Source organism: Salinisphaera sp. RV14 (assembly GCF_052044135.1).
In the GTDB taxonomy this organism is placed as follows: domain Bacteria; phylum Pseudomonadota; class Gammaproteobacteria; order Nevskiales; family Salinisphaeraceae; genus Salinisphaera.
Window position 1 is genome coordinate 1 of record NZ_JBQDYF010000027.1, and the last position, 23,091, is coordinate 23,091.

Sequence of the window (23,091 nt, forward strand, 5' to 3'; positions counted from 1 at the left end):
TGCTACCGGCCAAAGTAGTTGTCGTCAGACCGGCCAGAGTAATTGTCGTCGTATACTGATATGCGATTACATCGCAAACATCTGTGCCAAAAGACCGTTTTGGCGCTGGTTTTGGCCGATTCCAGGGGCATCATGAATTTCGATGCCATCCATATGGTCCGAAATACAACGGCCCGAATATGACGCGCGATGACAGCGAAGCCGAGTACAGTCGCTGAATAGCCATATAACGCCAGTTTGGCTCGCGCTGCGGATGGCGGGACTCTCGGATGAGTCAGCACTTACGAAACCGGCTCTACGAAACCCCGTGGCAATCAGGTTTCAGCTTTCTGGATGCCAGCTTCAAGGGACACCCCTTCGGAAAGCACACTCATAACGCATTCGCTATCGGTGTCATGACCGCGGGGGTCGGCGGCTACAGCAGCAAGGGCGCATCCTTTGTATTTCCGTCCCATACGCTGTCATTGATGAACCCGGAGCAGCCCCATGATGGATATGCGCTCCAGGGCCGGCTTGAGTACAAGATGCTCTATATCACGGAGCAGGCCCTGGGGCGCCTGCTGCCAAGACGACCACGAAAAGGCTTCGATACAACGGATCCGCGCGACGATGATCAACGCGTCGAACGCGCGTTCACGTCACTCGCGAAGCGGCTGGAACACCCGGCTCATCACGGATGGGAGCTGGCATTCGATGGCGAGCTGATCGATACGCTCGACTGGCTATTTGTGCGTTACGGCCGTGAGCGGCCAGTCCGTGCCGGCCAGCAACCCGAGGCCGTGCGCCGGGTCCGCGAGTACCTGGACGCCATGTCGGTACTGGATGCCGATGATCGAATGACCGGCCTGGATCGAGTCGTCACACTCGAATCTCTCGGGGCCATGGTTAACCTGCACCCGCACTATCTTCTCAACGCATTTCGACGTGTCATGGGTGTTCCGCCCTACCAATATTTTGTACAGCGCCGCGTTGAAACGGGTCGCGAACTCCTTCGGCGCGGCTATACCTCGACGGAGGTCGCGTTTCGGCTCGGCTTTTATGACCAGGCGCACTGGATCAGAAGTTTCAAACGGATTCTGGGCGTGACGCCGCGTCGCGTGATATTCCAACGGTAGTCCATAGGCGACCCAACGGCGCGCCCGGCGCTTTTGCATCAAGATCGTACAATTTCCGATGTCGAAGCCAGTGTAGTTTCATCTCGATCACTGCCCACATGACGGCGCATTTCGAGATATGGCCACCGACCCCGGTACGATTAACAACACCAGGATAGGGCGAACACCGCATGCGGCCGCTAGATCGGGTTCGCCAGCGGTCATCAGCGCGGTCCGGAAAGGGGCCGGCGTGAGACTGAACGCCTCGCCTCGGTTTCGAGTCGCGCGTATCAGCAGCATCAGCCGCTACAGCAACAATACGGGGCATGAATTCGAGGCCGGAATGCGGCCTGAGAGGTATTCCGCAGCCGGCGCCCGCCGGGAGCTCTTCGTTGCGTACAACGGCGGCATACGGGACTGCGAACTGTGAGTGTCGCGATAGCTCAGCCCAGTGCCGCCGTGACGACGCTATCGATGGCGGGCTTTGCCTTGGCAACATCGGCGTCGCCGGGCCCGGTCAACGTCATCTGCGCGATGTCCGGCGCGCGCTACGGCCCCGTCAGAAGCCTGCGTTACGTGTTCGGCGCAACATTTGGATTCGTAGCGCAGTTGATCCTCGCGGGAGTGGGGCTTGCCGGCATCGTGGGCAACAACCCGCTCATTTCGAAAACACTCACTGCGGTCGGTAGTGTCTACATGCTGTATCTGGCTTACCAGATTGCCCGATCGGCCGGCGAAATCGAAAGCAAACGGATTGAGCGAGTTCCAGGCCTCGCCGCTGGCGCGCTCGCGCAATGGGCGAACCCTAAGGCGTGGATTGTGTCCGTTTCCGGGATATCGATTTATGTTGCGACCAAGCAAGCCTACATACCTTGGCTTCTGGTGTTTTCGGCACTTTTCCTATGTATCTGCGCTGTGTCGCTCTGGACCTGGACCATGCTGGGAAATGCGCTGTCCCGGCGTACCGGCAACGTCCGAATTCTGAACCGTGCGATGGCAGTCTTGCTGGGCATATCGGTGATTATGCTCGTTCAGGAAACCTTCGGCTTGCAATAGAATAACGCCGACGTGTTGAATACAGCGTAGTGTGGGGTTGTTGTATGTCAACGCAATTCGGAAGACGCATAGGATCGCGATCATTGACGGCATCCCCCGTGGCGGCGATGCCGATGATCGCCGTGTCGGCGCATCGTGTGGGCACCCAGCCGAGCCTGCGTAGTCTGGCAGCTTCTGAGCTGTCCGAGGATAGCGATTGAAAGCCAACAGCCCTTCGATCTGACGTGAGCGTAGAACTTTTCGCCGTATTTTTCATAGCCGCTCTGGCATTAGCATTCAGCCCGGGGCCTGTAATGCTGTATGTGCTTTCACGTACGATCGAGGGAGGAACCGCCGCTGGGGTTGCATCAACACTGGGCACAGCGCTAGGCGGGTTGATTCATGTCGTTGCTGCCGCAATGGGGCTTTCAGCACTGCTTGCGGTATTTCCATTGTCGTTTGTTCTAATTAAATACGTCGGCGCCGTATTTCTCGCTTACCTCGGCGTCCGAATGCTGATTTCCGCCAACCGAACGGGGCGGGGCGTGGATGGAACGGACGAAAAGCCCAGGGTAGTCAAAGTCCGCGCGGCATTCAGACAGGGGATCATCACTGAAATACTCAACCCTAAAGTTGCGCTATTCTTCTTAACCTTTATTCCACAGTTTATTAGCCGGAGTTCCGAAAACGTTATCCCGCAATTCCTGCTTCTCGGAACTTTGGTTGTTTTTTTTAAACACCATCCCGGACTTCATCATCTCTTTTTATGCGGCGCGGATAGCGAATCGATGGAACTCCGGTCGTCGATACCGAGTAGGACAACGACTCGTTTCCGGTCTTATTCTCGTGCTTCTGGCCTGTTTCTTGGCAATGCCCACTTACCACGGCTAGGTGGAGAACCTTTTAAAAAACCGGTGACACGATCAGGAGGGGAACATGGGCCGGGCTCAACGGCGAGGCCATTGAACCGACACGCCATAACCATACCCGCCCTGTCGCCACGCATCGAGGCATCTTCCCCTCATGCAAAAATCACCAAGATAAAGATCGCTGCAACCATCACTTGTTGTTTCGTTCCATCTCGAAGCCCCCTCGGAATCAGAGCATGCCTCATCGGATGCGCCATAGCGGCGCCCCGGCCGGTGGGGGTTCCGCCATCAGCGCCATGACTTGATTTCGGTCAAGTGCCCGGTGTCATCGACGGGCCAATATCGTTGCCATGCCGTCATCCGGCGTCCGGTTCGGCCGGATGCCAACCGCATGCCGTATTCGATAGTCGCGTGATCAAGAGGACCGAGTCATGAAATTTCAGAAGGCCATGCAAACAACCCCCTGGCTCAGCGGATTGGTACTGGCCGCCGTGCTGTCTTCGACCGCCCTGGCCCAGAACGGGATGATGGGGCGCAACGGCGGCGCGCCGCAGGCTTCGAGCGAGACGCAAACGCCGGCACAGGCGCCGCCGTATGGTTATGGCCCGGGCATGATGTACGGCTATGGTCCGGGTGCGAGGTCTGGCTACGGGCCGATGATGATGTGGAACGGTGCCGGGCCGGCCGGGATGCGCGGCCCCGGCATGATGCCGGGCTACGGCTACGGCATGATGTACGGCGACGGCTACGGCCCTGGCATGATGTATGACTACGGCGGGATGCCGGAGTCGACACTGAATCTCAGTGCCCAGCAGCGTCAGTCACTGGGCAAGCTCTGGCGCACCGAGGCGAGCCAGCAGGGCCAGCTCCGGGGGCAGCTTTTCCAATACATGGAACAGATGCGCAACCTCATGGCAGAGTCGAACCCCGATCCGAAAGCGGTCGGTCAGGTCTACGACCATATCGCCACCACGCGGCGCCAGTTGCTGGTCAACAGCCTTCAGATGCGCACGAAATTTCAAAATATACTCACCCCGGAACAGCGCAAACGCTGGCGCCAGGATCGGCCCTGGTGTGCCGGTGGCTGGCAACACAATGGCGACGACTGACGGCGCATTAGCGCAAGGGCAAGGCCCGGCTACCACACGATGGCCCGGGGCGTCGGCGGCCGGACCAACCGGCCGGCCGCGGGCCGACCGCAATTGATCGGCCGCTCACGTGAATGCCGGGGTCGCCGGCCATCGCTTGCGGCGAGCGCGCCCGGGGAACCCCGGCCGTCATGGCCCGGCTATGGCGGCCAGTCCCGGGCGCAGCATGCGGCTTCTGGACTCATGCACAAAGTTCAGTCCGGGGCTTGACGACGCGATAGCTCGCGCACCTGAAGCCAGCGGTGCCTTGATCTTTCTTCCTGTTTGCACTCGTTCGCGTGCATTGGCGGACCCATTACCCTGGCTGTTCAGCCCGCTGCGTGTGGTACGCAATCAAGTGCGCTTTTACCTGGATGTCATTGGCGCGGCAGCAAGGCTCAGTCGCGAATCAGCTCATCCGGTGTGCGCGCGAGCAGTTGTGCGATCAGTGGGTTCTGGAAATACCGTTTCACACTGATGGCATAGAAGTTTTCGTGCACGTTGGGCAGCTGCCCGTATTCCACCAACGTGCCGTCGGCGATCTCGTCGCGCACGACCACGGGCGGCATGATCGATACGGCCGCCGAGTCGCGTGCCATCAGGCGCAGCATGGCCATGTCGTCCACTTCAGCAAGAATATGCGGGCGCAGACCCCAGTGTTCGCAGTACATATCCACTGCGGTGCGTATCTCGCTATGCTCGCCGGGCAGCAGTATCCGGGCGTCGGCCAGGTCATCGGGCAAACGAAACGGGGTGTCGCGCGGACGCCCGAGTACACTCACCGCCTGCCGGGCGATACGCCGACTGCGCCAGGGCGTTTCCGCGGTGCTGGGAAGCGTCGTGTTGGATAACACCAGGTCCAGCCGGTGCGTGCTGAGCTGCCCGAGCAGATCATCGAGTCGGCCGGACTGCAGGACCAGCGAGATATCGTTTCGGCCCATCAGCGGCGCAATGAAACCCTCCTGGAAGTTTCGCGATAACGTCGCCATGGCCCCGATACGCACGACCTGCCGTGCGGCGCCACGCCCCTCGCGCAGGGTGGCCAGCAGTTCCTCGCCCCGGTTGAAGATCGGTTCGGCGTAATCCAGCGCCACCCGGCCCGACTCGGTGAGTTCCAGCCGCCGGCCGACACGCTTGAACAGAGGCTGCCCCAGCGACGCTTCAAGCTTCTTGATCTGGGTGGACAGCGCCGACTGCGACAGATGCAGGCGGGCCGCCGTCTCCGTGAGGTTGCCCTGCTTGGCCACACGCCAGAAATAATACAGGTGATGGTAATTCAACTGCGGCATTGTTCTATAATACAGAATGAAACATATATAAATAAGTATTTTTATTGAACATAAAGTCGCTCTAGTCTAATCGGGTTTCCGACCGGACCGGCCGATATGTACGCCATCGACACCACCGCGACCGCTTTTTTCGCCCTCAGTGTGCCCGCGACCTATCTCTGGGCCGCCATCGCATCAGGAGATCGGCGCGGCCCGGTTTTCGCCCGCTGGCCAGCCACGCTGGTCTATGCGCGCTGCGCGATCGGTTTCACCATGGCGCTCGCATTGCTATACCTCGTCACGGCAAAGTCGCCGACGTTGATCGCACGCCTGCCCTGGCCGCACCCCGCCAGCTTCGCGCCGAGCGTGCGCGTCGACCCGGTCACGCTGGCCATGCTGGCGCTGATCAGCTTCATCGGTCTGGTCATTCTCACCTTCTCCCGCCGATATCTGGCGGGCGACCCCACGGCGGACGATCCGGCGCAGCATGTTTACCGGCGCTGGTTCTGCGCCACGCTGGCGAGCATCTCGACCCTGGTGGTCGCCAATCAGTTGCTCCTGCTCGGCGCGGCCTGGGTCGCCACCAGTCTTTGCCTGCATCAGCTTCTGACTTATTACCATCAGCGTCCCCAGGCGCTGCTGGCCGCCCACAAGAAGTTTCTCATCAGCCGGGTCGCGGATGCGTTCATTCTTGTGGGGCTGATTCTGGTGGGCATGCACTACGGCAGCTTCCAGATGGACCGGGTGTTCGCCCGGGTCGAGCCGGCCGCTTTCACACCGGCATTGACCCTCGCCACCGCCCTGATCGCCTGTGCGGCGATCCTCAAGTGCGCCCAGCTGCCCTTCCACGGCTGGTTGATTCAGGTGATGGAAGCACCCACGCCGGTATCGGCGCTGTTGCATGCCGGTATCGTCAACATGGGCGGATTTCTGATGATCCGTCTCGCGCCGCTGATGGCGCATGCGGGCCTGGCCCAGGCACTGCTGGTGATTGCGGGCACCAGTACTGCCGTGATTGCCGCCCTGATCATGACGACCCGTGTGAGCGTGAAGGTCATGCTGGCCTGGTCCACCTGCGCCCAGATGGGTTTCATGCTCATGGAATGCGGACTCGGGCTGTATAACCTGGCCTTGCTGCATCTGCTGGCGCATTCGTTCTACAAGGCGTATTCCTTTCTCACGGCCGGCGAGATCGTGGCGACATCGACCCGCCGCTGGTGCACGCCACCCAGCGCCGAGCCATCCGCCACGCGCTGGCTCGTCATCGCGGGCACCGCGGGCGTCGTGATCTTGGGGCTGTTTGCAATCCCGAGCCTCGGGCGCGGCCATCCGGCCGTCTTTGCGGTGCTCGTGCTGGCGGTCGCCTCGCTGATCGGCGAAGGCGCCAACTCGCGCGAAATGGGGTGGCGCACGGGCGCCGGTGCGCTGGCCGTGACCGGTCTTTATCTGCTGTGGTCTTTCTTGTCCACATTCTGGGCGCCGCCGACGACGACCGCGCCTTCCATGGCCAGCGAAGTCGGCATCACCCTGGCGTTCGGCGCGTTGTTCATCGTGCGCGCGATGCTGACCACAGCCGGCGGCGCGCGCCGCCTTGCCTGGCTGCAGCCCCATGTGTACGGCGGTTTCTATCTGGATCAGTTATTCACACGGCTGACGCTCGTGATCTGGCCGCCCCGGCTGCCCGCGCGCGCACCGCTTGCCACGACGCCCCCATCCCCGACCCGGAGCACGGCGCATGAGTAACGTTTCAACCCCGAAGCCCGCCGCAATACGCCGCCCGCCGGCCGCGCCTTCAGCCGAGGCTTTCGACGAGGCCATCGCCGGTGCCTGCGCCCGGATCGCCCCGACCTGGCCGCTCGATCAATCGGTCGCCGTCAACCCCTGGTGGGGATTGCGCGGGCTGCCGATCCAGCAGGCCGCGGCCCGGGTCGCGGCACGCGGTGGCGCCCGGGCTCTGCCGGGGCGCGCCTACTTGCGCGATCAATGGATGACCGGCCGCATCGCTCGTGCCGATTTGGAAGCCGCTTGTCGCGAAGCCGATTCGGCGCTCACGGCGGAAACGCTGGTCGCTCATCTCGAGCAGCCCGCCTGTACCGCCCGCGTCGCGCTGGTGGCCGATCAACTGGACCAGGCCCGGGATCTCGCCCACCGCACCGCCTGGACCGAGGAAATCGTGCATCAGATCAGTCAATTGTGCGCGTCGGCATTCGATCGCGGTCAGGGTGACTGGCCGGGCAGGCCAACCGGCGGGCTCTATGCTGCCTGGCATTACAACGTCATGCACGACCGTGGCATTGCGATTCTGATGGGCGAGCCCGGTCTTCAAAAACGCTTTAAAGACCTGCCGGACAGCCCGGACGCCCTGATCCATGCCGCGCTCGCCGCCATGTCGGTCCCGCTCGATCACGCCGAAACCTATCTGCACGCACTGCTGCTGAGCGTGAACGGCTGGGCGTCCTGGTGTGCCTATCTGTGCTGGCAGGCCGACCTGGCCGGGCGCGAAGACACGACACTGCGGGATCTGCTCGCGATGCGCCTGGCCTGGGACTGGGTGCTGTATCAATGGGTCGCCGACGACGACTCGCGCGGCGCCTGGCGGCACGCGCTGACCCAGGCGGAACGGATCGAAGCCGAACACGTCAGCGACCAGCAACTCGACTGGATCTGGCTCCGTGCCCTCGAACTGGGCTATCAAAGGCCGCTCATCGGCGACCTGACCGGCGGGCCGACCCCGACCTCAGCACCGTCAACACCGGTGGTGCAGGCGGCGTTTTGTATCGATGTGCGATCGGAAGTCTTTCGCCGCGCCCTGGAAGCCGTCAGCCCCGAGGTCGACACACTCGGCTTTGCCGGTTTTTTCGGCGTCCCGATCGCCTACCAGGCCCCCGGATCGGCGGTGCCGCAAGCGCAACTCCCCGGGCTGCTCGCCCCCAGCCTGACGGTGACGCTGGAAAGCGGGAACGGCCACGACGACACCTGCCGGCGCGACGCAGACGCAAGCACGCGGCTGCGCGCCAGCGAGACCAGCCGCCGCTTTCGCTGGGGCAGCACGTCGACGTTTTCGTATGTCGAGTCCACCGGCCTGCTCTACGCCTTGAAATTGCTCAAGGACGGGCTATTGCACAAGTCGCCCGGCCATGCAGCAGACGCAGCGCACACCGCGGGCGCGGACCCGCGCAAGCCCCGGCTGACCGACCACGGCACCGCCTTGTCCGTCGCGCGCAAAATCGAACTGGCCGCCGGGATTCTGCGCGGCATGTCGTTGACGCAAGGCTTCGCCCCGATCGTGATGCTGGTCGGGCACGCCAGCCAGACCCGCAACAACCCACAGCAATCCGCCCTCGACTGCGGGGCGTGCGGCGGTCATTCGGGCGAGATCAACGCACGCGTCGTCGCCGGACTCCTGAACGAGCCGGACGTGCGGCGGGGCCTGCGCGACCAAGACATCGACGTGCCGGCGACAACACGCTTCGTCGCCGCACTGCACAACACGACCACGGATGAGGTCACCCTGTTCGATCTCGAGGACCTGAGCCGGGAGCAGGCCACCCACGTGGCTCGGCTGCGGACCTGGCTCGATGACGCCCGCACCCGCGCGAACGCCGAGCGGGCGCCCTGGCTGGAGTCCGGCCCGTCGGCCCCGGGCGCCCAGCGCGAGCGCCTGGGCCGGGGCGCCCATGATTGGTCGCAGGTCCGCCCGGAATGGGGGCTGGCCCGCAACGCCAGCCTGATCGTGGCGCCGCGCCAGCGCACACGGGGGCTGAATCTCGCCGGTCGCGCCTTTTTGCACGAATACGACGCCGCGCAGGACGCGAACCACGAGATTCTCGAGTCGATCATGACGGCGCCGATGATCGTCGCGCACTGGATCAATCTCCAGTACTACGCCTCGACCGTGGACAACCGCGTTTACGGCAGCGGCAACAAGGCACTACACAACGTCGCCGGCGGTCACATCGGTTTATTCGAAGGCAACGGGGGCGACCTGCGTATCGGCCTGTCACTGCAGTCGCTGTGGGATGGCACGCGTTGGGTACACGAGCCGCTGCGGCTCAGTGTGTTCATCCAGGCCCCCGCCGACGCCATTGCCGACATCATCGCCAAACACGAAAGCATTCGACAGCTGGTCCACCACGAGTGGCTGTTCGTCTATCAAATCGGCCCGGGCAGCGAAGCCGTGCAGCGCTATCGAGCCGACGGCTGGACACCCATCGATGGCGACACCCAGCGAGCCCGGGCCAGCTGAGCCCGGTCGCCCGGCCGGCTCGCGCGTCAAGGACGAGACATTTTTTGCATCAACCGCGGCGACCTGCCAGGCAGGCGGTGCCGCGCCCCGGCCGTCGCGCCCTCACTGCAACCACGCGACGCCCAACCCGGCGACCAGGGACAACAGCATGGGGCCGGCCACGAGCAGTGCGAGACTTTTCCGGCCGATCGCTGCCGTGATACCGGCCTTGACCAGATTGTTGGTCGCGGCTGCAATCACGATACCCACCACGGCGGTTTGAATGGTGATCGATTGCTGCGACATGCGTGTCAACGACAGCGTGATCGCATCCACATCGGCGATCCCCGACGTCGCGGCCAGGGCATATACGCCGGCATTGCCCAGCCACGCCTGGGCGAACTCGCCCAGTGCCAGTATTCCGGTGAGCAACAGTCCGAACAGCAAGGCTGACTTGAGATCCAGCGGGTTCTGATTGAGCCTGGGGCGGCTGATATCCAGACGCGCCGCGTTTCGCTTCCATATGACCACCGCCGGGAGGTAAAGCATCGCCGTCATCACGGCGACGGGCCATGCCAGTCGCGACAACAACGTGTGGTTGATCAGGGCACAATAAATCAGGATGCGAATGAACATCGTGCCGCAGGCGATCAGGATGCCGGTCGCGAACTGCGGGCTCAGTTCCGGGGCGCGTTTGGACTGGCGGGCAAAATGCAGCGTGAGCGCGGTGGAAGAACTCAGCCCCGCAAACAGACTGGTGAACAGGATGCCTTTTCTCACCCCGGCCACGCGGATCGCGAAATAGCCGACAAAGGAGATGGCGGCGATCAGGACCACCATCCACCAGATCTGGTACGGGTTCAGCACGCCGCCCGGCCCCATGCCGATGTCCGGCAGCAGCGGCAGCATCACCACCGAAATCAACAAAAGCTTCAGGGCGGCATCCAGCTCGTAGGATTTGAGGCGCTCCACGAGCCCGTGTATTTCCCGCTTGTTATCCAGAATGATGGCCGTGACGACTGCGCCCCCGGCAGCTATGGCGGGGTTGACCGCCACTGCGACCGCGCCGTAACAGAAGGTCAGCAATATCCCGACGATACTGGTGATGCTGAAGTTCTGAACATGGGCCAGCCGCTCACTGAATGCCACCAGGGCAATCGCCACGACACTGACGAGCAGTACGGGAAAGGCCCAAGGCGAGACCTTCGCGGTCAACAAGGCTGCAACACCGCCCAGCAGACCGATCAGGGCAAAGGTACGAATGCCCGCAATGCGTTCACCGGACTTCTGTTTACGGGCGTCCCAGCCTCGCTCCAGCCCGATGATCGCCCCCAGCAACAGCGCGACCGCCAGTTTCAGCGTGGTCTGGTTCGTCGCCAGAAATTGGGTCGTGACGTTCATGGCTCAAACCCTGGTCCCGCGTCGAAAAACCGGACAGAGAGGCAGCGCCGATCCGGACAAACCCGCCGTCATCGCACCGGGCGATCGGCGGCTCGGGAAGCCGGTGCCGCCGGCTCGACATCCGCGCCTGTTTCCTGCGCCTTGATGATCCGGCTTATCGTCGAATAATGCATCCCGAAGCACGCACCGATTTCGCTCATGCTATAACCGCGCGCGACCGCTGTTCGCGGACGGAATCGGCGATCGGTCGCGCCCGCGCCGGTCTTTGATGGCGTGGTATCTCGGCAAGGCTTCGATTCTGTTGCTGCAGGCGGGCTTGCATTTCATCCACGAAATGCGCATCGCCCAGCAACACCGGGTTCGCCAGGGATTGCCGGGGGCCCGGCTGACCGCGTCCGGCGCTCACGAACCGCCGATACTTGTACACGGCCTCCGTACGGCCCCAGGCGAATGCCGACAGGATGCAGTCAGTGGTCCACCAGGACGGCGTATCGCTGCGCCCGGCGGTCGCCCGATAGCTGCTCCACGGCCAATCCCCGGCGCTTCGTACCCTATGAGCGCGAACCGGGTTGAGCACGATATAGCGCGCCACCTGCAGCAGACACGGTTGCTTCTATACGCAAATCGCCTTGTACCGCCCCTGGAACACATGGCCCGTACGACCGTGTCGGCGGTTGCTGTACTGCGTATAAACTCCGTTGAGCTGACGCATCCCCTCGGCAGGTTGCCATCCGGCGTCTCGACCAACAGGTGGTAGTGGTTGCTCATAAGACAATAAGCATGCACCAGCCAGTTGAAACGCTCGACCACGCCCGCCAGCACGCCCAGGAACGCGTAGCGGCCCTCGTCGTCTTCGTGGATATCGTTGCGGCGATCCCCGAGCGGTCACGTCATACAGGGCGCCAGGAAATTCAAGGCGCAAGGGACGAGCCATAAGCGCGGTCCGACTCGGATGCGGCACTCAGCGTAGCCTCACAATACACACCATAATACCTCGCCCCATACTCCGCCCCCGCTGGCCATATCCGCAAACCGCGTCGCTGCCCTAAACTCAAATGGCTCGGCCACCGCTTGATAGCGCAAGAGACAACGCCGGGCGCCGCGATTCACGAAACCGAGGGAGCCTTCGCATGAAACCCGAAACCATCGCCCTGCACGGCGGGTACACGCCGGACGAACAACATGCCGTGGCCGTGCCGCTGCATCAGACCACGTCCTACGCATTCGACGATGCCCAGCACGCCGCCGATCTGTTCGATCTGAAAGTGCCCGGCAACATCTACAGCCGCATCATGAACCCGACCTGCGGCGTGCTCGAACAGCGCATCAACGCGCTGGAAGGCGGCGTCGGCGCGCTGGCCATGGCCTCCGGGATGGCCGCGATCACGGCAGCGATCCAGACCATTGCCGAAGCCGGCGACAACATCGTCTCGATCAGCGAGCTCTACGGCGGCACCTACAACCTGTTCGCGCACACCCTGCCGCGCCAGGGCATGAGCGTGCGCTTCGCCGACAAGGACGATCTCGACGCCATGGCCGCGCTCATCGACGACCGCACCAAGGCCATCTACTGCGAGTCGATCGGCAACCCCTCCGGCAACATCGCCGATGTGGCTCGTCTGGCCGAAATCGCCCATGCCCACGGCGTGCCGCTGATCGTCGACAACACGGTCCCCTCGCCCACGCTGCTGCGCCCCATCGAACACGGCGCGGATATCGTCGTGCATTCGGCCACCAAATACATCGGCGGCCACGGCACGACCATCGGCGGGCTCATCGTCGACTCCGGACGCTTCCCCTGGCTGGAACACGCCGAGCGCTTCCCGCTGCTGACCACGCCGGATCCGTCCTATCACGGCATCAACTACGCCAGGGATGCCGGCGAGGCTGCCTTCATCACCCGCGCACGGGTGGTGCCGCTGCGCAACATGGGCGGTGCGATGAGCCCGTTCAACGCCTGGATGTTTCTGCAGGGGCTGGAAACGCTGGCCCTGCGCATGGAGCGCGTCTGCGACAACACCCAGCGCATCGCCGAATACCTGGAAGCCCACGACCGCATCACCTGGGTCAACTACGCCGGCCTGCCCGGCCATCGCGACCACGCCCTTGCACAGCGCTACATGAACGGCCGGGCCTCGGGCATTCTCTCCTTCGGTATCGAGGGCGGGCTGGATGCCGGCGTACGGTTCTACAACGCGCTCGAGTTGTTCATCCGGCTGGTGAATATCGGCGATGCCAAGAGCTGTGCGGCCATGCCCGCGGCCACCACCCACAGCCAGCTCAATGAAGCCGAACTCGAAAGCGCGGGCGTCACCCCCGACATGGTGCGGCTGTCCGTCGGCATCGAACATATCGACGATCTGATCGCCGATCTGGCGCAGGCGCTCGCGGTCGCCGCCTGACGACGGGCGCCGCGGCCGCGGCGCCCGACCACCGGCCCCGCCTCGCGGCGGGGCCGTCGATATCCGAGGGGCCGCCGGCCGCCGTATTCAGATGTCGAGGCAGATCTTACCGAAGTGCTGGTTGGTTTCCTGATAGCGGAACGCATCGGCCAGTTCATTCAGCGGGAACCGCTGGTCAATGACCGGATGAATATCGTTGGCCTCGATCGCCCGGACCATATCCTGCTGTTGACGCCGGTTGCCGACCAGCACGCCCTGAAGACGAATCTGCTTGGCCAGCATCGGCATGAGCGAGACTTCGCCGGCCACGCCGGTCAGCACGCCGATGACGGCAATATGGCCGCCGACGCGAACGGCGTTCATCGATTGCTCCAGCGTGGCGGGCCCGCCGACTTCGATCACATGATCGACCCCGCGACCGCCGCTGAGCGCGCGTGCGGTCTGGCCCCAGTTGCCGTCTTCCTTGTAATTGATCAGATGATCGGCGCCCAGGTCCCGCAGACGCTCCAGCTTGTCGTTGCGCGAGGAGGTCGCGATCACGGTGGCGCCGCAGCGCTTGGCGAACTGGAGCGCAAAGATCGAAACCCCGCCGGTACCCTGAACAAGCACGGTCTCGCCCGGCTGCAGCGCCCCGTCTTCCATCAAAGCCCGCCAGGCGGTCAGGCCGGCGGTGGTCAGGGTCGCGGCTTCGGCTGCCGTGTAGTTGGCCGGGGCATGCGTGAATGCGTTGGCCGACCGGGTCACACGCTCGCGGGCGTAACCATCGATGCCGTCTCCGGGCACCGTATCGAAGCCTTCGACCTCGGCCTCGCCGTCCAGCCACGTCGGGAAAAAAGTGCTCACCACAGAGTCGCCCACGGCGAACTCGGTCACGCCTGCGCCGACGGCTTCCACGTCGCCGGCGCCATCGGCCATGGGAATCCGGTCTTCCGGCACGCCGCCCCACAGGCCGGTCACTACGGCATAGTCGTGGAAATTCAGTGAGTTTGCCTTGAGCCGAACGGTGATCTCACCGGGCCCCGGGGCCGGCGCATCGCGCTGCTCACGACGCACCCGGTCGTAACCACTGCCCGCACCGACGACAATCGCTTGATTCGACATATCCGACTCCTTTTCGATTCGTTATTTCGCGAATTAACGAAATATTTGACCGCAAAGATATCAGACGACGCGGGTCATGTCGTCCAGCAGCGTCGTGATCGCGGCCTCATTCCGGCGGTAATAAGTCCATTTGCCGATACGCGTGGCGCACACGAGTTCAGCACGCTGCAGAATCGCCAGATGGGTCGAGGCCGTGGAGGGCGACAACCCCGCCTTTTGCTGAATATGACTGACGCAGACGCCAACGCCGACCGGGTCGCCATGAGCCTGAGCCGGGAAATGCGCTTCCGGCGCCCGGAGCCAACCCATGATCTGCAGCCTCGTCTCGCTGGCCAATGCCTTGAGTTGATCCACCATCATCAGGTCCACGATAACGGTTTGCGGCCAGGCTGTCGCCGCAGGCAACACCCGTGCCGCGCCCTGCGGCGTTGCGGGCATTCGCCGTATTTCCGCATAGGCCCCATCACCGCGCCTCGCCCGGCCGCGACAATCGTTACAAATCCACGGTCTGAACCGACATGGCCGGGCACCGGGATCACGCACACTGCCTGCGGGTGCGCGCTGTATCGTGGCCGGCCTCTTCTTGGCGATGGCCGATCGCGGCGCCGCGCCGGCCACTGCGATCGATGCCGGCCCGCGACCGCCGGCCCGGGCTCCGGTCGAGCGCGTTTTCGAGTCCGAGCCGGGCTGGCAGCACGCGGAAATTTCTGTGTAGAATACACTCATGAGCAGCAGTGCATGTTGCAACCCGTCAAGACAAGGCTGGCAGCGGTGCGTTGCCAGCGCGCACCGGCGCATGCGCCGCACGCTGCGCTGGCTGTTGTTCGGGCTGCCCCCGCTTCTCGGCCTGAGCCCTCTGGCATTGGCCCAGCGCCCGCACGGTCCGGTCACCTGGACCTTCGCGTTCCAGGACGACAAGCTGTTTCTTTCCGATAACCAGTACACGGGCGGCGGCGGCGTGAGCATGCATTCGGCCGTCGCGCGTCGGCTGAGCCAGACCCATGGCACCCCGGCCTTTGGCAAGTCGCTGGCGCGGTGGGTGCTGCCGACAGGCCCGCAGCTGGGCTATCGCGAGAGCTGGACGTTCTGGCAGGTCCAGGACACCCCCACCCATCTCGGCACGCACCGGCTGATCACCAACGACTTTCCGTACATGGGCCTGCTCGGCTGGGGCAACACCTTCATCGCGTTCAACGATCGCAACCTGTACGGGGCGGAGCTGATGCTCGGGCTGGTCGGGCCATTGGCCGGGGGCAAGCAGGTGCAAACCGCCATCCACAGCATCATGAGCACGCCGCCGCACGGCTGGAACAACCAGCTCGACAACGAGCCGGTGGTCAACCTGTACTACACATTCCAGCACAAGCTCTGGCGTACGCCGCATTTCGATATCGCATCGAGCCTGGATGCCGCGCTCGGTAATTATTTCACCTACGGCCAGACCGGACTGATCGCCCGCATCGGGCAATTGCCGCCCGGTTTCGCCACCCTGCCCGACCCGCTCGGGCGCGGTGTCAACTACGATGCCACCCAGACGCCGACGGATCGTGGCTATTTTTATGCCACCGTCGCCGTGCGCGGCACCGGCGTGGGGCGCTCGATGGAACGCCAGGGCAATCTCATTCGCAGCGATAATGCCTGGACCCGACAGAACACGCTGCACATGAAGCCGTTCGTGGGCCAGTTGATCGCGGGCGTCAACTATGTGCGCCCGCGCTGGGGCGTACATTTCGATATGTGGATGACAACCAATACGGTGGATACGGGCAACCTGCCGCCCGCCAGCGATGCCCACAACAACTTCGGCGCCGTCTGGTTCGATTACCGTTTCAACTGAGTTGGCGCGACGGCGGCTCATCTCGCACCATGACAAAAAGAGGGCAATCAATGCACGTGTATCGACTCGATTCAATGCGCCGCCGCGGCGGCAACGCGGGGCCGACATGAAACCGCGGCAGCACCCCGGCCGCCGGCTGCGCCGGCTCGCGCTGATAAGCGCACTGACCGCCAGCCTGGCAGGTTGCATGTTCGCCAGCAGCGTGCCGCCGGCGTTCGGCAGCTCGCAGGCGCATACGCGACTGCCGCAGGGGAGGCTGCCGCGACCGGCCCATGTCGTGATCGTGATCGAGGAGAACAAGGCTTATTCCCAGATTCTGGATAATCCCCAGGCGCCGTTCCTGAATCGGCTCGCCGCCTCCGGCGCCACGCTCACCCATGCCTACGGCGTCACTCATCCGAGCGAGCCCAATTACCTCGCACTGTTCTCTGGCACCACCCAGGGCGTGCTGCTGGACAGCTGTCCGCACCGGTTCACCAGCCGCAATCTGGCCAGCACCCTGCGCGATGCGGGGTTGAGCTTCGCCACCTATGCCCAGTCCATGCCGAAGCCGGGCTACACCGGCTGCCGCCACGGGCTTTATGCACGCAAACACAACCCGGCCGTCAACTGGCAGGGGGTCAACGTAGACGCCGACCAGAACCGGCCGTTTCGGGATTTTCCTTCCGACTTCAACAAGCTGCCCACGGTGTCGTTCGTCATCCCCGACCTCGACCACGACATGCACAGCGCCAGTATCGCCCAGGGCGACCGCTGGCTGAAGCGCCATCTGGGCGGCTACGTCCAGTGGGCACGGGATCACAACAGCCTGCTGATCGTGACCTGGGACGAGGACAACGATCTTCATCACAACCATATTCCGGTCATCATCGCCGGCGCGCATGTGCGCCAGGGACAGGTCAAGCGTCCGGTCAACCATTACAGCATGCTGCGTACACTGGAAGCGATGTATGGCCTCCCGCTACTGGGGCGGAGTGCGCAGGCCGTACCGATCACCGGCCCCTGGCAATCGCCCGGCGGCAGCGCATCGTCATGACCACCGCGCGGGGGTGAGCCCGCCGGCTCGGGCCCTGCCCGTGTCCTGCAACGTCAGTTCACGTCATGGATTTCGAGCGATCGTCGTGCCCGGCTCTGGGGTGGGGCGTGTGTCGCCGGGTGGCATGGGCCCAACGGGCCAGGCCCTCCCGAGCAGTTTGCCGAACCCCGACGGCGCGTGTATCACACGACCTGACCGCGTACGTCCGGCCCGGTACGTCGAACACGCCATTTTCTCGGATCACCATTCGGTTGTGCGCTTTCGGGTTATCCCATATCTTCATCCCAAGTCTTTGACGCACGACAGGCCGGATCATCATGCCTTCTGGGCCGCCACCCATCTGGCCAAGTGCAGCGCGACATAACAAACCAAGAACCCGATGGCCACTTAAACGGGTTGTTCCCGCATTCTGATTCCATGGAGGCGCCTACATGCGCGACACGAAGCCGACATTCGAAACCGTCCGGCTGATCGATCTTGAAAGCATGGCGCCGCAGGACCGCGATGCGCTCGATTTCGGCGTAATCGGCCTTCGCCCGGATACCTGCGCCGATGTCTACAATGCCGCCGAGGCTCGCATGTCCGGTGTCGACCCCGCTCATGTTCTGGGTGTGCCGTTTTTTTCCACCATCGGCCAGTGCATGAACAATTTCCTGGTTGCCCAGCGTTTCGAGGAGGAGGCCGACCTCGATGAGATCGTGCCGTTCGTGTTGACGCTGCGCATGCGCCCCACCCGCGTCCGGCTGCGGCTGCTGCAGGCCCACGATGCAGTGCGACGCTATATTCTCGTCGAGCGCTGATCGGAGGCCGGGAGCCATGGCAGCTGAAGATGATCTTCTAAGCTTCATGTATGCATGCCCGTTCGGGCTGATCGAGCTCGATGACCGCGGCGAGATCGGGTTGATGAATCCGCATGCGATGAAGCATCTGCTGCCGCTGGCCGGCGCGCAGGGCGTCGATAACTTCTTCGCCGCAACGGAAAAATACGCGCCGGAGCTGCGTAACTTTGCCGATGGTTTCGCCGAGCCCCACGGCACCATCTGCGACGGACACCGGATCGTCGTGGATCTGGGCCAGAAGAGCCGCGACGGGCGCGCCACGGTTCTGGCCTGCTCCCTGGTCAAGCGCGGCCCGAACCAGTTGATCGCGACCTTGAGCGACATCAGCGAACAGGTGGCCCAGGAACATCGGATGCGTCAGGCCGATACCTGGTTCGCTGCCTTGATCGACGAGGTCAACGATCATGCGCTACTGACGGTCACGGGCGACGGCAGGGTGCTTTCGGCCAACCCCTCCTTCGTCCGGCAGACCGGCTATGCCGCCGAACAAGTCATCGGCCAATGCGTGGATACGTTTCTGTCCGAAACCGGCGACGAAGCACAGATCCCGTTCTACATAGCCGACCAACTTTCGCTTGCCAGTCGCGATGGCTGGCATCTGTTCGAAGGGTGGGAGAAGCGGGCCAATGGCGAACGCTACTGGTGCCAGCGCCTGCTGGTGGCGCGCGCCGAACAAGACGACGACGAGGATCGCAGCTTCTCGATGGTGCTGCGGGACGTGCCCGAACCGGCCAAAAAAACCAACGACCTGATCGAGCTCTTGACGCGGGATTATCTGACCGGCGCGATCAACCGGATGCAGTTCCAGAAGGTGTTGAAGCTCGAGCACACGCGATGCCTGACGCGCCGACAGCCGTTATCTCTGATCATCCTCGACCTGGACGATTTCAAGGCGCTGAACGATATGCACGGCCACCCGGCCGGGGACACCGTGCTCAAACAGGTGGCACAAATCGGCGCCGACTGCGCGCCGGCGGGGGCGGTCTTCGCGCGGCTGGGCGGAGAAGAATTCGCCCTGCTGGCGCCCGAATACCCGTTGAGTGCCACAATCGAGCTGGCCGAAACGCTGCGTCGCGAAATCGCCGAACTCCAGATCGCGGTGCCTGGTAACCGGCTCCACGTCACCGCCAGTCTGGGCTGCGCGGAAATGCGCGAAACCGACGGCTCCACCGACGATCTGATCGTAATCGCGGATCGCCGTCTGTACGAGGCGAAAAACGCCGGGCGCAATCGGGTGGCCCCGGCGTCGGCGTGACCCGGGCCGACCTGCCGCGGGCAGCCATCCGCCGACTCACCGCCGCCGTGATCGCCGGCGAACTCCACCGCCTGCGCGACGAAGACATCGGCCAGCGCGCGGCCGAAGCCTATGCCCCGCATGAGACGGCCACCCCGCTGGCCCTGGATTCTCTGGAACGAATGGGCGTGGCCGCCGCGCTCAGCGAAATTTTCACGCTGGACGATATCGCCTTCGCCCCGGAGACCACCGCCACGGTGGCCGAATGGGCCGACGGCATCGCGGCCCAGCGGATTCAACGATTGACGGTCCATACCTCCGGCTCGACCGGCGTGCCGCAGCGCCATTCGCATGCCACGGCCGATCTGCTCGAAGAAACCCGCGAGTTCGCCCGCCGGTTTGCCGGCACGCGACGGGTGATCGCACTGGTCCCGGCGACCCATCTCTACGGGCTCGTGTGGACCGCCCTGCTGCCGGCCGTGCTCGATGTGCCGGTTATCGATGGCACCGTGCCCGGCATGCCGGCGCCGCGAGCGGGCGATCTGGTGGTGGGCGTTCCCGACCACTGGGCGGCGCTGGCACGCCTGCGCCCACAGTGGCCGGAGCATGTCACCGGTATCAGTTCCGGCGGGCCGCTTGCCAACGCACTCGGCGAGGCCGTGCTCGCCACCGGCCTGGCGCGACTGGTCGATGTCTATGGCAGCTCGGAAACCAGCGCGATCGGGCTGCGCGAGATCCCCGGCATCGAATACACCCTGCTACCGCGCTGGCGGCTCGCGCCCCATGCGCCATCGACGCTCATCGATCGCACCGGCCAGCCCGCGCGTCTGCCCGACCACGTCCGGCCGCGCGGCGCGCGTCAAATCGAGCTCATGGGCCGCCGGGACCATGCGGTGCAGGTCGGCGGGGTAAACGTCTATCCCGACCGTATCGCCGCCGTGCTCACCGCATGCGACGGCGTGGCCGAGGCGGCGGTGCGGCTGGGCGACAACGGCCGCCTGAAGGCGTTCATCGTCCCGGTCGGCGACAAAGACGAAGCGGACCTCGAACACCGTCTGCGCCCGTTCGTGGCCAGCCAGCTGCCGCCCGCCGAACGCCCCACGCGCTTTCGCTTCGGCCCCGCTCTGCCGCACAACCCGATGGGAAAGCCCGCGGACTGGGATTGACAGCCTGTCGGAATAGGCGCCAAGACCGCTCACGGCGTCAATTCGCTCACCTTCAAGCGCGCCGATACGTCCACTGCATCCAGGTTGTATAGCGCGTCGATCAACAACGGCTTGAGCGTGCCGGGACCGCCGGCCCGGGCAGCCGCTAGCTCTCCGGCCACCGCGAAATGCACCAGGCCCGCCAGCGCGGCCTCGAACGGGTCATCCGCCACGGCCAGAAAACAGGCCAGCACCGACGACAGCATGCAGCCCGACCCGATCATGCGGCCCATCATGGGATGGCCGTTATGCAGACGAACGGTCCGGGCACCGTCGGTGATCAGATCGCGCTCGCCGGTCACGGCCACCACGCAGCCGTACTGCCGTGCGATCCGCCGCGCCGCATCGATCGCGTCATCCACGGCATGCCGGCTGTCCCCGGCGCGCCCGCTCGTGCCGGTGCGCGCCAGCGCCAGCGTTTCGCTGGCATTGGACTTGATCACGGTCGGACCCTGGGCCAGCAGCTTGTGGATGGCCTCGGTCCGGTAGTCGGAAAACCCCACGGCCACCGGGTCGAGCACCCACGGCCGGCCACGCCCCATGACCGTGCGTACGGCGGTATCGGCGGCTTCGAGCCAGGCCGGGTCCGGCGTGCCGACGTTGACGGTCAGCGCGTCCGCCACCGCCGCGATCTCGGCCGCCTCGGCCGGCGCATGCAATGTCATCTGCACCCCGCCCACGGCGGCGATGGCATCGGCCGCGTCGTTCTGCACCACCAGGTTCGTGATATTGTGAACAAGCGGCGCAGCCTGCTTCAGCGCGGCTGTAACACGGGCATACCGGGCAGCAATATCGTTGGCGTTCGTGGCGTTCATCGGCGTATTCGCGTCGGGGTGTCGTGTCGCATCGGGTCTTGCGTGAGGAGGGCACGCATGCCGTATCCAGTCAATGCCAGGGGGATCGACGTCGTGGTCGGCTGGAGCGGTGCCAGCGAGCGCATCCGTGCCCGCCTGTTGGAGGTCTTCTGCGCCGGCATCCGCATGCGCAGCCTGGTGGGCAACCTCACGACACTGCTGGTCATCGGCACCTTCATCATAGCGAAAACACCGACGCCGGCCCATGTCGCCTGGCTGGTACTGACCGCGGCCGGCGGCTGTCTTCCGCGCGCCTATGCCGCCCGGCTGCGCGCCCAAGCCCGGTTCGACGAGGCCCCCGAACGCAAAGCCCTCTGCTTCATTGCGATCAGCTTCGTCTACGGGCTCGTCTGGGGCGCCGGCCCGCTGCTGTTGCTGCCCCATCTGCCGGGCGAGGCCGCCGGCGTACTGCTGGTGATGGTCGTGCTCGGCACGATCATGGGGCCCTATGCCGCGATCCCCGGCATTCTGTATGCCCGCCTGGTGGCCACGGCGTCGCTCACGCTCGTGGCCGTGGCGTGGAACCTGGGCCTTGCCGTCGCGCTGATCGGCGGCGTCATCACCTTCTGGCTCGGCCTGCGTACGGATGTCTGGCGCGGTTACCATCGCGCATTGCGCGACCAGCTCGAATCGCACGCGATGCTCGCGTCCCGCCAGGCACGGCTGGAACAGGCAAATCAGGAAAAGGACGCCATCAACCGCTCCCTGACGCGGATGGCCGAAACCGACCCGCTCACCGGCACCGGCAATCGACGGCGGTTTCTCGCCTGGCTGGATGCCGCGCATGCGCCGCTGGCGCTGATCGTATTCGATGTCGATCGCTTCAAGGAGATCAACGACAGCCTCGGCCACCACAGCGGCGACCTGCTACTGCAGGCGCTGGTGCGTATCGTGGACGAGAGCCTCGGCAACGCCGGCCGGCTCGCCCGCATGGGCGGCGACGAATTCGCCATCCTGCTGCCCGGCGCCGACTCGAGCGTCGCCATCGCGACCGCCGAATACATCCGCGAACGCATCGCCTGGCGGCCACTCGATCTCGACGGCACCACCGTCCGTATCACGATCTCGCTCGGCGTGGCGGTGGCCGATACGCCAGATACACCCATCGACATCGCCCCGCTGCTCGCTGCAGCCGACACCGCGCTCTACGCCGCCAAGCGACAAGGCCGAAACCGCGCCGCCCATACCGGGGCCAAAGGCGCCAAACCGCGGGATGAACAAAGCCTGGGCGTGTAAAGCCAGCGTCGACTTCCCACGCTTACGCGCCACCAAGCCATAACCGCCGACGCAACGGCTCGCCGCATCAACCTGGCGGGCGCATCCGGGTTCAGTCCTTGTCGTGCCGGCACAACACACGACCTGAGCCCATTTTCTGGTGACGATGGAAACGGGGCCTATCTCCATCCGGAGTCTGCCTTCGGCTAGGGCCTGTTAACGCTAGCCGCGTGGGTCGCGTTGCCCGCCCAAAATCGCGATCCCGCAAGGCGCGTAGCGCCGGCCTTGGTGGTTCCAAAGCCAAGCTGCGCAACGCCGCGGGGCGTGATTTTGGACGCAACCCGAAGGG

18 protein-coding genes and 1 pseudogene are annotated in these 23,091 nt (G+C 64.2%); 13 read left to right on the forward strand and 6 right to left on the reverse strand.

What is annotated here, in order from left to right; all coding sequences use genetic code 11:
- Window positions 1-269 precede the first annotated feature (269 nt).
- The 4 genes from ACS8Y6_RS17130 (at window position 270) to ACS8Y6_RS17145 (ending at window position 4,107) form a co-directional block, all read left to right on the forward strand.
- A complete protein-coding gene (locus ACS8Y6_RS17130) occupies window positions 270-1,115 on the forward strand; it encodes a helix-turn-helix domain-containing protein (protein ID WP_440856135.1) in 846 nt (281 codons plus the stop codon).
- Window positions 1,116-1,553: 438 nt separating this feature from the next.
- On the forward strand, window positions 1,554-2,150 hold the full coding sequence (locus tag ACS8Y6_RS17135; protein ID WP_440856136.1) for a LysE family translocator: 597 nt from the start codon (window positions 1,554-1,556) through the stop codon (window positions 2,148-2,150).
- 224 nt (window positions 2,151-2,374) lie between these two features.
- Window positions 2,375-3,298, forward strand: a complete 924-nt coding sequence (locus ACS8Y6_RS17140) for a LysE family translocator (protein WP_440856137.1) — start codon at window positions 2,375-2,377, stop codon at window positions 3,296-3,298.
- Between the two features lie 131 nt (window positions 3,299-3,429).
- On the forward strand, window positions 3,430-4,107 hold the full coding sequence (locus ACS8Y6_RS17145) for a Spy/CpxP family protein refolding chaperone (protein WP_440849500.1): 678 nt from the start codon (window positions 3,430-3,432) through the stop codon (window positions 4,105-4,107).
- A gap of 416 nt (window positions 4,108-4,523) precedes the next feature.
- Here the strand turns inward: ACS8Y6_RS17145 and ACS8Y6_RS17150 are convergent, their stop codons facing one another.
- On the reverse strand, window positions 4,524-5,414 hold the full coding sequence (locus ACS8Y6_RS17150) for a LysR family transcriptional regulator (RefSeq protein ID WP_440849501.1): 891 nt from the start codon (window positions 5,412-5,414) through the stop codon (window positions 4,524-4,526).
- Window positions 5,415-5,510: 96 nt separating this feature from the next.
- On the opposite strand from ACS8Y6_RS17150, the gene ACS8Y6_RS17155 reads away from it, so the two are divergent.
- A complete protein-coding gene (locus tag ACS8Y6_RS17155; protein WP_440849502.1) occupies window positions 5,511-7,136 on the forward strand; it encodes an NADH-quinone oxidoreductase subunit L in 1,626 nt (541 codons plus the stop codon).
- Window positions 7,129-9,639 carry a YbcC family protein gene (locus ACS8Y6_RS17160; RefSeq protein WP_440856138.1) on the forward strand — a complete coding sequence of 837 codons (2,511 nt, stop codon included), beginning with the start codon at window positions 7,129-7,131 and terminating at the stop codon, window positions 9,637-9,639. Before ACS8Y6_RS17155 ends, ACS8Y6_RS17160 begins: the two co-directional genes overlap by 8 nt.
- A 102-nt stretch (window positions 9,640-9,741) precedes the next feature.
- Here the strand turns inward: ACS8Y6_RS17160 and ACS8Y6_RS17165 are convergent, their stop codons facing one another.
- Both ACS8Y6_RS17165 and ACS8Y6_RS17170 read right to left on the reverse strand, forming a co-directional pair.
- Window positions 9,742-11,019 (reverse strand): MgtC/SapB family protein, encoded by a 1,278-nt coding sequence (locus ACS8Y6_RS17165; RefSeq protein ID WP_440849504.1) that lies wholly within the window; start codon window positions 11,017-11,019, stop codon window positions 9,742-9,744.
- A 68-nt stretch (window positions 11,020-11,087) separates the two neighbouring features.
- Window positions 11,088-11,953: pseudogene (locus tag ACS8Y6_RS17170) on the reverse strand (transposase).
- 196 nt (window positions 11,954-12,149) lie between these two features.
- Between ACS8Y6_RS17170 and ACS8Y6_RS17175 the strand changes: the two are divergent.
- Entirely contained in the window at window positions 12,150-13,421 is a 1,272-nt protein-coding gene (locus ACS8Y6_RS17175; RefSeq protein ID WP_440849505.1) for an O-acetylhomoserine aminocarboxypropyltransferase/cysteine synthase family protein, read from the forward strand.
- Window positions 13,422-13,508: 87 nt separating this feature from the next.
- On the opposite strand, the gene ACS8Y6_RS17180 is transcribed toward ACS8Y6_RS17175, so the two are convergent.
- Both ACS8Y6_RS17180 and ACS8Y6_RS17185 read right to left on the reverse strand, forming a co-directional pair.
- The gene (locus tag ACS8Y6_RS17180; RefSeq protein WP_440849506.1) at window positions 13,509-14,522 is read right to left on the reverse strand and encodes a zinc-dependent alcohol dehydrogenase family protein; all 1,014 of its coding nucleotides are present in this window, start codon (window positions 14,520-14,522) and stop codon (window positions 13,509-13,511) included.
- A 60-nt stretch (window positions 14,523-14,582) separates the two neighbouring features.
- Window positions 14,583-14,882 carry an ArsR/SmtB family transcription factor gene (locus ACS8Y6_RS17185; protein WP_440849540.1) on the reverse strand — a complete coding sequence of 100 codons (300 nt, stop codon included), beginning with the start codon at window positions 14,880-14,882 and terminating at the stop codon, window positions 14,583-14,585.
- Between the two features lie 436 nt (window positions 14,883-15,318).
- Here ACS8Y6_RS17185 and ACS8Y6_RS17190 point away from each other — a divergent pair, with 436 nt between their 5' ends.
- From ACS8Y6_RS17190 to ACS8Y6_RS17210, 5 genes are all read left to right on the forward strand, one after another.
- Window positions 15,319-16,359, forward strand: coding sequence for a lipid A-modifier LpxR family protein (locus tag ACS8Y6_RS17190; RefSeq protein ID WP_440856139.1), 1,041 nt, complete (start codon window positions 15,319-15,321; stop codon window positions 16,357-16,359).
- A 106-nt stretch (window positions 16,360-16,465) separates the two neighbouring features.
- Window positions 16,466-17,395 carry an alkaline phosphatase family protein gene (locus ACS8Y6_RS17195; RefSeq protein ID WP_440856140.1) on the forward strand — a complete coding sequence of 310 codons (930 nt, stop codon included), beginning with the start codon at window positions 16,466-16,468 and terminating at the stop codon, window positions 17,393-17,395.
- A 431-nt stretch (window positions 17,396-17,826) separates the two neighbouring features.
- Window positions 17,827-18,195 carry a phosphonate transporter gene (locus ACS8Y6_RS17200; protein WP_440849509.1) on the forward strand — a complete coding sequence of 123 codons (369 nt, stop codon included), beginning with the start codon at window positions 17,827-17,829 and terminating at the stop codon, window positions 18,193-18,195.
- Between the two features lie 16 nt (window positions 18,196-18,211).
- Window positions 18,212-19,489: a diguanylate cyclase gene (locus tag ACS8Y6_RS17205; protein WP_440849510.1), complete on the forward strand. Its 1,278-nt coding sequence runs from the start codon at window positions 18,212-18,214 to the stop codon at window positions 19,487-19,489.
- Window positions 19,486-20,634, forward strand: a complete 1,149-nt coding sequence (locus tag ACS8Y6_RS17210; RefSeq protein WP_440849511.1) for an AMP-binding enzyme — start codon at window positions 19,486-19,488, stop codon at window positions 20,632-20,634. The genes ACS8Y6_RS17205 and ACS8Y6_RS17210 overlap by 4 nt, the downstream gene beginning before the upstream one ends.
- Before the next feature lie 29 nt (window positions 20,635-20,663).
- Here ACS8Y6_RS17210 and thiM read toward each other — a convergent pair whose 3' ends face one another.
- Window positions 20,664-21,488, reverse strand: a complete 825-nt coding sequence (gene thiM / locus ACS8Y6_RS17215; protein ID WP_440849512.1) for a hydroxyethylthiazole kinase — start codon at window positions 21,486-21,488, stop codon at window positions 20,664-20,666.
- A gap of 57 nt (window positions 21,489-21,545) precedes the next feature.
- Here thiM and ACS8Y6_RS17220 point away from each other — a divergent pair, with 57 nt between their 5' ends.
- Window positions 21,546-22,763: a GGDEF domain-containing protein gene (locus tag ACS8Y6_RS17220; RefSeq protein WP_440856141.1), complete on the forward strand. Its 1,218-nt coding sequence runs from the start codon at window positions 21,546-21,548 to the stop codon at window positions 22,761-22,763.
- The last annotated feature ends 328 nt before the right edge of the window (window positions 22,764-23,091 follow it).

Bases quoted from the DNA above. Each gene is read 5' to 3' on its own strand.
- ACS8Y6_RS17130 (WP_440856135.1), top strand. From the start codon at position 270: ATGAGTCAGCACTTACGAAACCGGCTCTACGAAACCCCGTGGCAATCA.
- ACS8Y6_RS17145 (WP_440849500.1), top strand. From the start codon at position 3,430: ATGAAATTTCAGAAGGCCATGCAAACAACCCCCTGGCTCAGCGGATTG.
- ACS8Y6_RS17150 (WP_440849501.1), bottom strand. From the start codon at position 5,414: ATGCCGCAGTTGAATTACCATCACCTGTATTATTTCTGGCGTGTGGCC.
- ACS8Y6_RS17155 (WP_440849502.1), top strand. From the start codon at position 5,511: ATGTACGCCATCGACACCACCGCGACCGCTTTTTTCGCCCTCAGTGTG.
- ACS8Y6_RS17160 (WP_440856138.1), top strand. From the start codon at position 7,129: ATGAGTAACGTTTCAACCCCGAAGCCCGCCGCAATACGCCGCCCGCCG.
- ACS8Y6_RS17165 (WP_440849504.1), bottom strand. From the start codon at position 11,019: ATGAACGTCACGACCCAATTTCTGGCGACGAACCAGACCACGCTGAAA.
- ACS8Y6_RS17175 (WP_440849505.1), top strand. From the start codon at position 12,150: ATGAAACCCGAAACCATCGCCCTGCACGGCGGGTACACGCCGGACGAA.
- ACS8Y6_RS17180 (WP_440849506.1), bottom strand. From the start codon at position 14,522: ATGTCGAATCAAGCGATTGTCGTCGGTGCGGGCAGTGGTTACGACCGG.
- ACS8Y6_RS17185 (WP_440849540.1), bottom strand. From the start codon at position 14,882: ATGATGGTGGATCAACTCAAGGCATTGGCCAGCGAGACGAGGCTGCAG.
- ACS8Y6_RS17190 (WP_440856139.1), top strand. From the start codon at position 15,319: ATGCGCCGCACGCTGCGCTGGCTGTTGTTCGGGCTGCCCCCGCTTCTC.
- ACS8Y6_RS17195 (WP_440856140.1), top strand. From the start codon at position 16,466: ATGAAACCGCGGCAGCACCCCGGCCGCCGGCTGCGCCGGCTCGCGCTG.
- ACS8Y6_RS17200 (WP_440849509.1), top strand. From the start codon at position 17,827: ATGCGCGACACGAAGCCGACATTCGAAACCGTCCGGCTGATCGATCTT.
- ACS8Y6_RS17205 (WP_440849510.1), top strand. From the start codon at position 18,212: ATGGCAGCTGAAGATGATCTTCTAAGCTTCATGTATGCATGCCCGTTC.
- thiM (WP_440849512.1), bottom strand. From the start codon at position 21,488: ATGAACGCCACGAACGCCAACGATATTGCTGCCCGGTATGCCCGTGTT.
- ACS8Y6_RS17220 (WP_440856141.1), top strand. From the start codon at position 21,546: ATGCCGTATCCAGTCAATGCCAGGGGGATCGACGTCGTGGTCGGCTGG.